Origin of the sequence: Pseudomonas nunensis, from assembly GCF_024296925.1 — a bacterium.
Classification (GTDB): domain Bacteria; phylum Pseudomonadota; class Gammaproteobacteria; order Pseudomonadales; family Pseudomonadaceae; genus Aquipseudomonas; species Aquipseudomonas nunensis.
In genome coordinates, this window is record NZ_CP101125.1 from 2,844,766 (window position 1) to 2,857,989 (window position 13,224).

Genomic DNA, 13,224 nt, shown 5'->3' on the forward strand with positions numbered 1-13,224 from the left:
GGATCGTCTTCAGTCCTTCTGATCACGCAGGATGTTGCCCGAGGCGCCGTCGATGCGGAACTCATAGACCACGCCATCGGCCTTGCGGCCCTCGCCCTTCCAATAACCGTTGTTGTCAGCTTCTACTTCATAGACCTCGACATAACCTGCCTTGGTCTTCGCGGTTTCAATAGCCTTCTCGATCGAGATCCAGCCGGCCCCCGGACGATCAGCCATGGCTGCGCCAGCGCTCAACAAGGTTGCAGCGGCAATGACGGCAGCAAAGGTTTTCTTGATCATTTTTTCACTCCATTTGTGGATACTGTGTATTGAGGTCCTTTTTTTAGGGCCTTGCGGGGAAAAATAAGTTCCACTTTGATGGGTAATTGCCATGACGGATGTTCTCGATACGTTGCCCTCAAGGTTAGAATGCAGCAAATCAGGATGAGTCAATGACCGAACACACCTTCTCGGAAGCCGAATACGACGCCGTCACCGATGCCGCTGCGCACTGGTGCATGCGTCTGCACGCCATCGACTGCACAGCCGAAGAGCGCCAGGCGTTCGAGCAATGGCGTGATGCACATCCGCTGCATGCATTCGAATACGAAGCCATGCTGGAGATCTGGGACGTTGCCGGCGATTTGCCGCGTCCAGAGTCCGCCGCCCCGCCCCTGCACGTGCCCCTGCCCAGCAAGCCCTCGACATCCTGGCGCACCTTTGGCATCAGCGCCGCAGCCTGTGCCTTGGCGCTGCCGCTGGCGGCGTACACCGGATGGAATCTTGGCTGGTTGCCCAATTCCTATCAGCATTTCGAATCCACTGACAACGTACGCCAGGTCACCCTGAGCGACGGCAGCCAGGTGGAACTGAACCTGAGCAGTGAGCTGACCTTCAGCAACTACAAGGATGAACGCCGGGTCACCCTGAAAAAAGGTGAAGCCTTCTTCAGTGTCAGCCACGACATGAAACACCCCTTCATCGTCAAGGCAGCCGAAGGCCGGATTCGGGTGACCGGCACCAAGTTCAACGTCTGGCTGTATGAAGATCAGGTGCGTGTGAACCTGATCGAAGGCTCAGTGCTGGTGACCAGCAACGACGCGCTGAACGGCGACGGGTTGCGCCTGGGGCCGTCGATGCAGGCGCGTTTCCGCCACGGCGACTTTATGCCGCAGATCAGTGAAACCTACGCCAACGACAGCTCCCTGGCGTGGCGCAGCGGCAAACTGGTGCTCGATGACCTGCCGCTGAGCGAGGCATTGCCACTGATCAATCGCTACTTGGCCAAACCGGTGATGGTTGCCGATAAAAGCACCGCTTCGATCCGCCTAGGCGGCATCTACAACATCAAGGAAATCAACAATCTCGTGGCGACCCTGCCCCGGGTGTTGCCGGTGTACCTGACTCGCAACGAGAACGGCAACCCGGTGCTCAATGCAATTCCCAGGCAAACGCCAAAAAGCTGAAGGCCGCTACCCATGAGGGGTGCGGCCTTCATGTTTGCCACAGACAGATTGATAGAGCGGCGTTTTACTGCGTCGCCACCTTCCCTACTTTGTCATCCGACTCGCGAATGGTCTGCACCTGATACTGCGGATCAGCCTTGATCTGCTGCTCGGTGAACGGCAACACACTCAACTGTTTCTTCGAGAAGGCCTGCGTCTGGTCCCGTGCGTACTTCGACGCCGGATCACTGGACAACGAGAACGCCAGCAAGCCTTGCGCGTGCGGACCTTTTTCATCGAAGGACACGATTTGCAGGTAACTGGTGCCGCTGACCACTTCAAGCTTGCCGTCGGTTCTCGGCACGCTCTGGATCGCGTTGTAAATCCCCAGCGGGCCCGGTCCACCGTGGATCGATGTTTGTTGTCCGCCGCTGCTCACCACTTGAATATCGCCCCAGCGAGTGTCCGGCTTAAGCCCCATTTTCGTGGTCAATTCAGCCGACGCGAGCATCGCTTCGCGTATGGCTTTGGCGACTTCCGGCCGTTCGAACGCCAGCCCGCTCGGGGTGTGTTGCGCGTCTTTCGGATCGAACGCCACGCGCCAGATGTCCGGCGACTGTTGCAGCGTCTGCATGACATTCTGGAAGTGCACCAAGCCCGGACCGCTGTCCAGATTCGCCCGGCCATCCCAGGCTTTCAGGCTGGCACACACCGATGCCTGCGCTGCTGCATCGGCACTGCAGAATTTCAGCAAGTCCGGCAACACCTGCGCCGCCAGATACACCTGATCATCCATCACCATGTGTTGCAGATCCGCGGCGGCCAGCTTCCCGGTCTTGGCCAGCGAACCCAGGCGATCCAGGGCAAATCGCGAACGCAGGCCCAGCGGCTGGCTGTCCTGACTGATCAATGGCGAGAAACCGGTCAGCGGTTGCGCCGGGTTAGCCAGCCACGCGGAATCGTTGGAGTGCTGAACGAAGTCCTTGCGCAGTAATTGCGGCAACTGGTCCGCCGCATAAATGCCCTTTTGCGCAGCGTTCGGATCAATGTCCCAGGCGCAGGCACTGTTGGAACCGTCGAGCACAATCATCTTCAGCCCGATCCGAGGATCGCTGCACTTGGCGAGCTTGTCGGCATTCACATTCGGTACCACCGACAGGTTCATGTAAAGCGTCTGCCCCTGATCGTCCGCCGCCAGGGTGTTGACCCACGGAATGCCTTGGATCTTGTGCACCGATGCTTGTAAATCCTTGAGGCTGGTGGCGCGGTTCATCGCGTACCACTGTTGCAAGACGCGGTCGTTTTCCAGGTTGGCATCGCGCAGGCTATAAGCGTACTGATTGTCCCAGTCGAGCTTGCCGGGCCATTGCACGATCGGGCCAAACACCGAACTGTAGACCACGTGCGAAACCGGTTTGACCTGGCCATCCGGCTGTTTCACCTGCACCGTCAGAGTCTGTTTATCCAGCGGCAACGACTTGCCATCGAGCAGGTAGCGGGTCGGATCCTTCGGGTCCAGTTGCAGGCGATACAAGGTGAAATGCTTGGACGAATCCACCGTGTGGGTCCAGGCCAGGTGCTGGTTGAAACCGATATTGATCATCGGCAGACCAGGCAACGCTGCGCCCATCACATCCAGTTTGCCGGGAATCGTCAGGTGCATCTGGTAGAAGCGCATCCCGCCAACCCAAGGAAAATGCGGGTTGGCCAGGAGCATGCCGCGACCGTTGAACGAACGCTCGCTGCCGATGGCCACCGCGTTGCTGCCACGGTCCAGCGCGAAACGCTGTTGGCGTTCGGCGGCAAGCTGGAACGACTGCGCGCCGCCTACCGTTTGAGCCACCGCAGCCGGCGGCGTGGCGCCGGCCAAGGCTTCGGCAAACTGCCCGACTCCGCCTTCTACCAACAGGCGTCGGGTGATTTTCACCAGGTCCTCGGCGGCAATCGGGCGCACCCAGTCGTCCTGGCATTGCGCCGGCAAACCCTGTGCCTGACGTTCGGCCAGGGAGCGGTTGTAGCCTGCCACGTATCCGTCAATCAGATCGCGCACTTGCGGGGTTTGCGCCTGCCAGAAACCGGCCACCGCTTGCGGGGTATTCAGCCAGTTGAAAAACAGGTCACTGGCCGGGTTCGCGCGTTCTTCGAGGGTGAATTGATCCGGGCCGAAATACCGCGAACGCTCGCCGTTGACGGTGACGATCTCGTTGGCCATCAGGCACAGGTTGTCCTGGGCGTAGGCGTAGCCGATGCCGTAACCGAGTCCACGCTCGTTCTCTGCACGAATGTGCGGCACGCCGAAACTGGTGCGGCGAATATCCACGGCCGAAGGTTCCGGCGCACTGCGCGCGCTCGCCGCAACACTCAGCCCCAGCAACACACCTGCAAGACTCAACCGGGTTAACTGCCTGCTAATAATCACGCTCGCTCCTGATGGACATGGCCTGGAAAAATCACACCCGCGTTCTACACGGAATGTGCCTGTCCTCAGGAACGAAAAAATCCTCAGCAAATTTAGGCGGCGCAGCGGCTTGCCGATGCCGATGCCGATGCCGATGCCGATGCCGATGCCGAATCACATGGCGATCACATGCCATCGACAAATTTTCTACATCAAAGCCTTCATGATTTGCCGTGCTCGTTCGTCTTAATGATTGAGAGCACCATCACTATTTTCCTGATCAGGCTCTGAAAAGGAGTTTTTGAATGTACAACTCGCAACTGCCAACGGACGGTAGCCATGCGCCAAAAGGTATTTCCATGACCCAGGGTGCAGGGATTTTTGAACAAAAGGCTGAACGCCACGGAAACGAACGAATCCGGGTACTGCTCAAGAGCTTTGGCCTGCGCACCAGCCTGATTCGCCTTAAAGTCATCGACGCCTTGCTGAGCGCCGCCGAAAGCGAGCGCAACCTGGGCGTGCGCGGCGTGCACACGTATTTGCTGGACCTGGATATTCCCCTGTCCTTCCTGAGTGTGCGGGAAGTGTTGAAGCGGTTATGCAGTGAGGGCGTGATCACGCTCAATCCAGACAAAAGCTACAGCCTGCATCCGCAGGCTATTGCCATTCTCTACAGCGAATCGACCTCGGGCGCGTCGCTCAAGGCTTGACCTTGCGGCGCATCACGCCGTTGACGACCACGACGATCACGGCCACACCAATGGCGATGTACTGAAACAGCTTCTCGCTGATGATCCCTGCGTTTTGCAGATACGAAAGGCCGAACATGATCCCCAGAACCACCAGGGAGATCAGAATCGAGTATTTCAAACGTTGCGACTGGGTCATTGCGGGTTCCTGAATCTTGAAATGTATCCGGTTTGTATCCGTTTGCATGCCAAGCCCCTACCTTCGGGCGGGGATAAACGCCGGCAAACGCAGTCTCATGTTACAGCCGATGAAGAGTTTTGGCTTCATTGCGGCGATAACCATGAGGATTTTGAAATGCTCCGTCGAATCACACTGCTGATTCCCCTGATCGCTCTGCTTTCCTTGAGCGGCTGTATCATTTTCCCCCACGGCGGCTGGCACGGTGACCACCATTACGATCGTGGCGGACCGGGTTATTACCAACATCGGTAGTCCGCACTGGTAAATCCCGTGTAAGACAAAACAAGCCTTTTAACTAAAACCTGAACAAATGCCCGCCTTGTCGCGGGCATTTTTCGTACAGCGGATTGTTCGCACTTATGTAAGTTTGGATCCATGTCACTCTGGATTTGACGCTTGTTCCTGCCACTCGCAATACGTGGCAAACCATTGAAATCCCCCGTCTCAAACGCTTTATAGAGCGCAGCGCTCTGGATGATTAGTCTTTCGGTACACCGTTACAGGAGCTCCCTCCTCAAACTTTAAGTATCGACAGGAAGTCATGCCGACATCATCCATCACTATCCGCCCTATCCGTTTAACCGGTTTTTGCCTGGCCATCGCAGCCTTCGAACTCCTGACCTATATGGCCAGCGACTTGATCATGCCCGCCATGTTGAACGTAACCGAACAGCTTGAGGCCAGTCCCGGGCATGTTCCGTATGCCTTCACGCTGTATTTGACCGGCGGTGTCCTGCTGCAATGGCTGGTCGGCCCTCTGTCCGATCACTATGGGCGCCGTCCGCTGTTGCTCATGGGCAGCGGGCTATTCGCCTTGGCGTGTGGCGCGGCGTATTGGGTGCAGGGCATCGAGGTGTTCAATGGCTTGCGATTGATCCAGGGCATGGGCTTGGGCTTTGTCATCGCGGTCAGTTATCCCGCCTTGCAAGAGGCGTTCTGCGAGGCCGATGCCGTGCGGATCATGGCGTGGCTGGGGAACATTGCCCTGCTGTCTCCACTGTTCGGTCCCTTACTGGGCAGCCTGCTATTGCAGTGGTTGTCATGGCGCGAAATGTTCCTTGCATTGGGGATCGCCGCACTCGCCGTCTGGTTGGGCTTATATGCGTTCATGCCGCACAGACCCGGCTCCCAAACCAGCGCCGAACCCTTCGACCTGCGCGCCACCCTGCGCCGCTACGGCCTGTTGTTGCGTAACAGGTCGTTCGTGCTGTCGTCCCTCGCCCTGGGGCTGATGAGTCTGCCGTTGATTGCCTGGATCGGCCTCTCGCCACTGCTGTTGATCCACGGCCAAGGCATGTCGTCGCTGCAATATGGGCTCTGGCAGATCCCGGTGTTCGGCGCGGTGATTCTCGGCAATTTGCTGCTCGACCGCCTGATCGCAAAAGTGGCCCTGGCGCAGTTGATTCGCTATGCGCTGTGGCCATTTTGCGCGGGTCTCATTGCGCTACTGATCGTCGGCTTGCACGGCGTTTCAACGCAATGGCTGGTCGGCTGTCTGGCGGTCTACGCCGTGGGTCTGGGCATGAGCAATGCCGCGTTGTACCGGTTGGCGCTGTTTTCCAGCGCGGACAGCAAAGGGCTGGTGTCAGCCATGATCGGCATGATTTCAATCTCGATCATGGGCGCCGCCGGGTCGGTGATCGCGGCGCTGGGTGGCGGCGACAGCCTTGAGTCGTTCGCCATCATCGCCAGTATCGCCGGGCTGGCCTGCCTCGTGCCGTTACAACCTTTCCTGCGACGCTTCCATCACACGGCCGCTGCCTGACCAAACAAAAAAGGACTTTTGATGATTCACCTTCCCAACACCGACGCACTGTGTGCGCTGGCGCAGCCTTACGAGCAGGATTCGGTACCACCGGGGCTGTTCGACCGCGCCATGGCTGAAGTCAGCCTGTTTCACTGCCACCACACCCCCGGCTACGAACGCTGGCTGAACAGCCATGGCCTGGATGAAAAGGCCCTCGATGGGCTGGATGACTGGTCGCAACTGCCGCCGATCTTCGCCAATTTTTTCAAGCAGCAACTGCTGTTGAGCCCGAGCGGTGAAGGCGCGCTGGAGCTGACTTCGTCCGGCACCAGCGGCCAGAAAAGCCGCATGCGTTATGACGCTCGCAGCATGGCCGCCGCCCAAGGCATGGTCACGCGGATTTTCCAGCATTATGGCTGGGACACCCCGGACACGCCGTGCAACTACCTGTTGCTGAGCTACGAACCTGAGCCCGACAACCGTCTGGGCACCTCTTACACCGATCAGTTTCTGTGCCGTTATGCGCCGGTCAATCAGATCGTCCATGGCCTGCGACGTACCGGTACCGGCCATGAATTCGATCAGTTCGGCGTGATCCGTGCGTTGCAGGCGTTCGCCGAACAACAATTGCCCGTGCGCATTTTTGGCTTTCCGGCCTTCCTGTGGCAGGCGTTGCAACGCATGCAGGCGACGGGTATTGCGCCGCTCTCATTGCCGGCGGGGTCGTTGGTGTTTCTCGGCGGCGGCTGGAAAAACCATGCGGCGCAGGAGATTCCCCGGACTCAGCTGTATGAGCGGATCGAGCGGCAACTGGGCATCGATCCCGCCCGCTGTCGCGACGGCTACGGCGCGGTCGAGCACGCGGTGCCCTATATCGAGTGTGCCCATCATCATTTTCATGTACCCGTTTACTCGAAGGTTTTCGTGCGCAATCCATCCGACTTCAGCGTCCAGCCCTACGGCCAACCCGGCCTGCTGGGTTTTGTATCGCCCTATATTTCGTCAAGCCCGGCGCATGCCGTGGTCATGAGCGACCTGGCCACGCTGTACCCCGGCGCGACATGCGGCTGTGGCCTGTCCAGTGACTGGTTCCAGTTGCACGGGCGCGCCGGCACCAGCCCCGGTCGCAGTTGCGCAATGGCCGCGGCCGACTTGATCGGGAGGGTTTGACATGTTCCTGATCAATGGCCAATTGCACCCCGGACTTTCCCTCGATAGCACTCTGGACACCCTGCACCAGGCCTTGCCGCGATTGCTGATGACGCCCATCGACAGCGACACCGTCGTGGCTGCCGCCGCCCGCTTTGCCGAACAATTGCAAGCGGACGAATTGGATGTGGGCCTTGAAGAAGAACAACGCCTGGGGCTGATCGATTTCTGCCAGCCTGGGCACCTGACCGACAAACTGGAGCGGGAACTGGGCGTGCAGGCGCGCTCACTGAGGCGTATCGATTACCGGCAACCGCGCTTCGAGAGTTGGCACCCGTTGGGGCTGGTGGTGCACATCACGCCAGGCAATGCACCGATGTTGGCATTTTGTGCTGTCCTGGAAAGCCTGCTGGCCGGCAACATCAATTGGCTGCGCCCCAGTTCCAGCGACCAAGGGCAGACGGCGCGTCTGCTGCACGCCCTCACCCAGTGCGACAGCAGCGGCAGGCTGGCGGACTTTATCGCGGTGTTGCCCGTGGACACCGCGCACATCGGGCGCCTCTGTATCCGCGCCGATGGCGTGGCGGCGTGGGGTGGCGAAACCGCGCTCAAGGCCATCCGACAGCAACTGCCCGGCGGATGTCGCTGGATCGACTGGGGGCATCGGATCAGTTTCGCGTACCTGAGCCCCGAGGCTGCGCAGCAGTCGGCACTCGATACCTTGGTCGACGAAGTCTGTCGTCTGGATCAACAAGCGTGTTCCAGTCCGCAATGGGTGTTGGTGGACAGCGATGATCCGGCCGTTCTGCGGGATCTGGGCTCGCGCCTGGCTGAGGCGTTCGAACGCCGCCATGCACAGTGGCCAGCGCTGCTGCCCACCGCTCAGGAAGCCTCGGAAATCACCACTCGTAGCGCGATGGCCAAACTGGAGCAGTGTTTTGCCGGGCATACCGGTGAAGTCTGGGCCGGCGCCGGATGGCGGGTGATCTGGGAACATCATCGGACCCTCGCGCCTTCACCGCTGTTTCGCACGCTGGTGCTCAAACCGGTGCCGCAGCCGCTGATTGCCGAAACCCTGCTGCCCTGGCGCACGGTCCTGCAAAGCTGCGCCTTGATCTGCCCGCCAGCGCAAACCCCGGCGCTGGTACGCAGCCTGATCAATGCCGGCGTCACGCGCATAGCGCCTGCCGGGTCGATCCATGCTGGCTACGCCGGTGAGCCTCACGATGGCGTTTATGCGCTGACACGCTTGAGTCGCCGGCTCTCGGTGAGCCTGTCCGCCGACGTGTTGAGCAGGCATGCCAGCCTTGATGCATTGCCGGCTGCCCCGGACATTGCCGGTCTTGCGATCATGCACAAAACCGCGTTCCAGGCCCAACCCATAGACCGCTCGGCTCAGCTGTACTTCCGATCCGGTGGCAGCAGTGGCACCCCGGCGCTGGCCGGTTTCAGCTACCGCGACTTCGACCGGCAAATGCGCGCAGCGGCTGACGGGCTGTTCGCCGCCGGGCTGGATCCGTCGCAGGACCGGGTAATGAACCTGTTCTACGGCGGCAACCTTTACGGCGGCTTCTCGAGTTTTTCCTGGATCCTGCAACAGATGGGCGCGACCCATTTCCCCATGGGCGCGCCCCATGACGATGACTTTAGCGAAATCGCGCAAATGATCGTGCAGCAACAGGTCAGCGTGTTGATCGGCATGCCGAGCACCCTGCATCGTCTGTTTCTCAGTGAGCAAACGACCCTGCGCGGGTATGCGGGCATTCGCAAAGTGTTTCTCGGTGGCGAGCATCCGGGATTGGCCAGCCGCCAATTGATGGAAAGTTGCGGCGTCTCGACGATCCGCTCGGCGATTTACGGTTCCGTCGACGCCGGTCCCTTTGGCCACGCTTGCGCCGCGACCAGCGATGGCATCTTCCATTTGATGTGCGATACCCAACATCTGGAAATCGTCGATCTGGAACAGGACATGCCGGTCCGCAACGATGAGGTCGGGCGCTTGCTATTCACCTCACGGGCCCGCCAAGGTCAGAGCGTCCGTCGCTACGAAGTGGGCGACACCGGGCGCTGGGTGACCGGCCCGTGTCCGTGTGGATTGAGTTCGCCACGCTTCCAGTTGCTGGAGCGCCATGGGCAATGGCTGCGGATCGGCACCGAATTCATTTCCCCTTCACAGCTGGCTCAATACGCAGGCGTGCCTGTTCAGATCGTGCTCGACCACGCAGCCAACGGCGTCGAACGCCTGTTGGTACACGCCGAGGCTGACGCTGATCACGTTCACCAGCAATTGCTTTGCGATACCGCACTTAAAAATGCCGTGGACGCTGCACTGCTGGTGCTGGAAGTGAACACCTGCACCGCGACTCGATTCGAGCGCAATAAACACAGCGGCAAAATGCCGTTGGTGATCGACCGGCGGCAACGCCCAATAACGGAAAAGGAATTCCAATGAACGAGCTGCTTACGCTAGAGCAACTGGTGGAATATCTGCGCGAACACTCGCGTTTTTATAACAAGCACCTGGAACACTTGCCGCAACGGGGCTTTACCTCGGGCGATATCCCCTTGATCGACGGCAACACCTATTGGGCCGGCAGCCACGACCTGGCGCAATGGCCCGTTCTTACGGCCCCGGTCGACGATGCACTGTTGTTTAAAACCGGGGGCACCACCAGCCAGGGCAAACTGGCGGTGTACACCCACGCGGAATGGCAAACCCTGGTCACGGCATTTGGCAAAAGCCTCTCGTCGCAACTGAACGGCGGTGACCGGGTGGCCAATCTGTTTTTCTCCGGCGACCTGTGCGCCAGTTTCCTGTTCATCCACGATTCGCTGGCCCACGTCAGCGTCCCGATCAGCGAATTCCCCTTCACCGGCAACGCTGATTTTTCCGGGTTGGCGGCGGCGATTCGCGACTATCGGATCAATGTGCTGGCAGGCATCCCGGCGCAGTTGCTGAAGTTCGCGGCTTACCTGACCGAGCACAACCAGGTGTTGCTCGGCGTCGACACGCTGCTGTATGGCGGGGAAAGCGTATTTGCCGGGCAACTGGCGATCTTTGCCCGAGTCTTTCCCAATGCCCGCGTTGCGTCCATCGGCTATGCCAGCGTTGACGCCGGGTTGATCGGCGGCAGTGATCGTGACTGTGCCTTGGGCGAACATCGGGTATTCGATCAGCACACCTTGCTCGAAATCATCGACGAACACAGCGGCGAGATCATCGAAGAATGCGACCGTGTGGGCCTGTTAGTGGTGACCAATCTGAGTCGCCGCCTAATGCCGCTGTTACGTTACCCGGTGGGCGATCGCGCCTGCTGGCTCGAACCCGCCGCCAGCCCAAGACGCAAGTTTGCCCTCAGAGGCCGCAGCGCCCATAGCCAGCGAGTACGGGTCGGCGTGATGTCTCTGCAGACGGACGAGATACACGGGATTGTCCAGCAGGTAACTGGCAGTGATCAGTGGCAAATACGCATTGAACAGGTGGAATACATCGACCAATTGAGCGTGACCTGGGTGCCCGACACCGGTGCCTCGGCCATCGAACACGTGAGTGTTGCGCTACGCGATGCACTGGTCGCCCACTACCCCGCCATCAGCACGTTGAGCCATGACGGCTTGCTGGTTTTCCAGGTCCAGCCGTGCGCCGCCACTGAACTCGCGTTGCATCCGCGCTCGGGCAAACAACTGCGGGTCCTGGACTTGCGGGTATACACGTCCGCGTCGCAGGTCGGGCCATGATTTTCCGCCCCTTCAGGGCCGCCGACGCCCAGGCTGTCAGTCAGCTGTTTCGTCTGGTCTATGGCGATCATTACGTGCAGCCGGACGTTTATCTGCCGAAGCTGATCACCCAGCACAACGCCGACGGTCGCTGGCAATCCATGCTCGCGGTGCAAGGTTCACAGGTGGTCGGCCACGCGGCGTTGTGCCGCGACAGGCTCCCGACCGCCAGCGCCGAACTGGCCCTCAGCGTGGTGCACCCGCAGGCCCGTGGCCAGAGCATCGCCACTCGCCTGGGTCGCGAGGTGCTGGAACACGCAAGCGCGGTCGCGGGGCGTTGCGTGTTGATCAAGCAAGTCACCCATCACCCGTACACCCAGCGCATGGCGCACACCTTGGGGTTCCATTGCACCGCGATACTGCCCGATTACGTGCCGTCGCCTTTCGCCGGGGCATCGGCGGAAAGCATCGTGGTCGGCGTCCACCCACTCGACGGCCACGCTTGCCCGCTCCCGGACATTGCCTGGCCGGACAGCTGCCGTGGGTTCATGCAGCATCTGGGTTCGGTGTTTGGCAGCGGCAAGAGCGCGGCGATTTACCCGGCGCAGCCCCTGCACATGCAACAGCATCAGCAGAGGATCGATGTGGTCATTGAGCGGTTGGACAAACGCTTGCTCGATCAACTGATTCAACTGCCGGCGGCCTGGCTGATTTCCCTCAGGCTGGCCCTGTCACCTGGCTTTGCCGAGGACTGTCAGCGTTTGAGCAGCAAGGGTTTTGTTTTCACAGGGGTGATGCCCGCGCCCGATCAGGGGCGATGGTTCGCCTTGTTCCATCGCGGTGCCCGGACGCGGGATTTGCAACTGCACTGCCCGCACATGCAACGACTGCATGACCACTTGCAAGGTGCCGAGGCCGATCGGTCAGCCGCCTGAGTCACTTCGATAAAACTGCTGGCCCGGTTGCGCACAGAGTTCAACCAGCCAATCAACGAATACCCGCACCCGCCGGGATAACTGGCGGTGCGGCGGATATAGCGCAGTCAGTGGCATCCCCGGCGGCGGCGCGTCCTTGAGCACCTCGCACAGACGCCCTTCGCTCAATTGTCGGGCAACGTGATAGTACGGCGCCTGGACCAGACCATACCCGGCCTCACACGCGGCCATGTAGCCGTCGGCGCTGTTGACCGAGACCTGCCTGGGCAGATTGACTGCTTGCACCTGCCCCTCCACCACAAACTCAAGCCCGAAGCGCGTGCCGGTGGTCGCGGAGAAATACTCCACCATCTGATGGCCGTGCAGGTCCGACGGACGCTTGGGCACGCCATGACGCTGCAAGTATTCGGGGCTGGCGCAGGTCACCTGATCGAGCATGACCAGTGGGCGTGCCACCAGAGAGTCATCCAGCGGCGAGCCTCCGCGCAACACGCAATCCACGCCTTCGCGAATCAGGTCAATGGTGCGGTCGTTCAAGCTGATCTCCAGTTCGATCTGCGGATACCGGGCGGTAAATTGCGGCAATGCCGGGATCACGATCAGCCGCCCGATACCCGCCGGCATGTCGACCCGCAGTAAGCCTTTGGGATTGTGTCGGGCGGCGGAAAACACCGCTTCGGTTTCCTCAAGGTCCGCGAGCAATTGCACGCACCGGGGGTAATAGGCCGCGCCGTCCAGGGTCAGGCTAATGTGCCGGGTGGTGCGCTGCAACAGTTGCACACCCAGGTGTGCTTCCAGTTGCTTGATCAGAATCGTCACCGAGGCGCGAGGCATTTGCAGGCTGTCCGCCGCCTTGGCGAAGCCGCCCAGCTCGACGATCCGGGTAAACACGCGCATGGCGTTGAGACGGTCCATGGTTCTGCC

Annotated in this window: 11 protein-coding genes; 7 read left to right on the forward strand and 4 right to left on the reverse strand. The window is 60.2% G+C overall.

The window, feature by feature from the left end; genetic code table 11:
* Positions 1 to 9: 9 nt before the first annotated feature.
* Complete coding sequence (locus NK667_RS12185; protein WP_054046388.1) at positions 10 to 279, reverse strand: PepSY domain-containing protein; 270 nt, start codon at positions 277 to 279, stop codon at positions 10 to 12.
* Positions 280 to 431: 152 nt separating this feature from the next.
* Between NK667_RS12185 and NK667_RS12190 the strand changes: the two genes are divergently transcribed.
* A complete protein-coding gene (locus tag NK667_RS12190; RefSeq protein ID WP_054614884.1) occupies positions 432 to 1,445 on the forward strand; it encodes a FecR family protein in 1,014 nt (337 codons plus the stop codon).
* Positions 1,446 to 1,509: 64 nt separating this feature from the next.
* On the opposite strand, the gene pvdQ is transcribed toward NK667_RS12190, so the two are convergent.
* Positions 1,510 to 3,843, reverse strand: coding sequence for a bifunctional acylase PvdQ (pvdQ, locus tag NK667_RS12195; RefSeq protein ID WP_054614885.1), 2,334 nt, complete (start codon positions 3,841 to 3,843; stop codon positions 1,510 to 1,512).
* Positions 3,844 to 4,127: 284 nt separating this feature from the next.
* On the opposite strand from pvdQ, the gene NK667_RS12200 reads away from it, so the two are divergent.
* Complete coding sequence (locus tag NK667_RS12200; protein ID WP_054046395.1) at positions 4,128 to 4,532, forward strand: hypothetical protein; 405 nt, start codon at positions 4,128 to 4,130, stop codon at positions 4,530 to 4,532.
* Here the strand turns inward: NK667_RS12200 and NK667_RS12205 are convergent.
* Positions 4,522 to 4,710: a hypothetical protein gene (locus NK667_RS12205; protein ID WP_054046397.1), complete on the reverse strand. Its 189-nt coding sequence runs from the start codon at positions 4,708 to 4,710 to the stop codon at positions 4,522 to 4,524. The two genes, NK667_RS12200 and NK667_RS12205, sit on opposite strands and share 11 nt — an antisense overlap.
* Before the next feature lie 583 nt (positions 4,711 to 5,293).
* Between NK667_RS12205 and NK667_RS12210 the strand changes: the two genes are divergently transcribed.
* The 5 genes from NK667_RS12210 to NK667_RS12230 are packed head-to-tail and all read left to right on the forward strand — an operon-like array spanning position 5,294 to position 12,300.
* Positions 5,294 to 6,517 (forward strand): MdfA family multidrug efflux MFS transporter, encoded by a 1,224-nt coding sequence (locus NK667_RS12210; RefSeq protein WP_054614886.1) that lies wholly within the window; start codon positions 5,294 to 5,296, stop codon positions 6,515 to 6,517.
* A 21-nt stretch (positions 6,518 to 6,538) separates the two neighbouring features.
* On the forward strand, positions 6,539 to 7,669 hold the full coding sequence (locus tag NK667_RS12215; RefSeq protein ID WP_054614887.1) for a LuxE/PaaK family acyltransferase: 1,131 nt from the start codon (positions 6,539 to 6,541) through the stop codon (positions 7,667 to 7,669).
* Position 7,670: 1 nt separating this feature from the next.
* Complete coding sequence (locus NK667_RS12220; protein ID WP_054614888.1) at positions 7,671 to 10,100, forward strand: acyl-CoA reductase; 2,430 nt, start codon at positions 7,671 to 7,673, stop codon at positions 10,098 to 10,100.
* Positions 10,097 to 11,386, forward strand: a complete 1,290-nt coding sequence (locus NK667_RS12225) for an AMP-binding protein (RefSeq protein WP_054614889.1) — start codon at positions 10,097 to 10,099, stop codon at positions 11,384 to 11,386. Before NK667_RS12220 ends, NK667_RS12225 begins: the two co-directional genes overlap by 4 nt.
* Positions 11,383 to 12,300 carry a GNAT family N-acetyltransferase gene (locus NK667_RS12230; protein ID WP_054614890.1) on the forward strand — a complete coding sequence of 306 codons (918 nt, stop codon included), beginning with the start codon at positions 11,383 to 11,385 and terminating at the stop codon, positions 12,298 to 12,300. The genes NK667_RS12225 and NK667_RS12230 overlap by 4 nt, the downstream gene beginning before the upstream one ends.
* Here the strand turns inward: NK667_RS12230 and NK667_RS12235 are convergent.
* Entirely contained in the window at positions 12,289 to 13,215 is a 927-nt protein-coding gene (locus tag NK667_RS12235; protein ID WP_054046410.1) for a LysR family transcriptional regulator, read from the reverse strand. The two genes, NK667_RS12230 and NK667_RS12235, sit on opposite strands and share 12 nt — an antisense overlap.
* Positions 13,216 to 13,224: the final 9 nt, after the last annotated feature.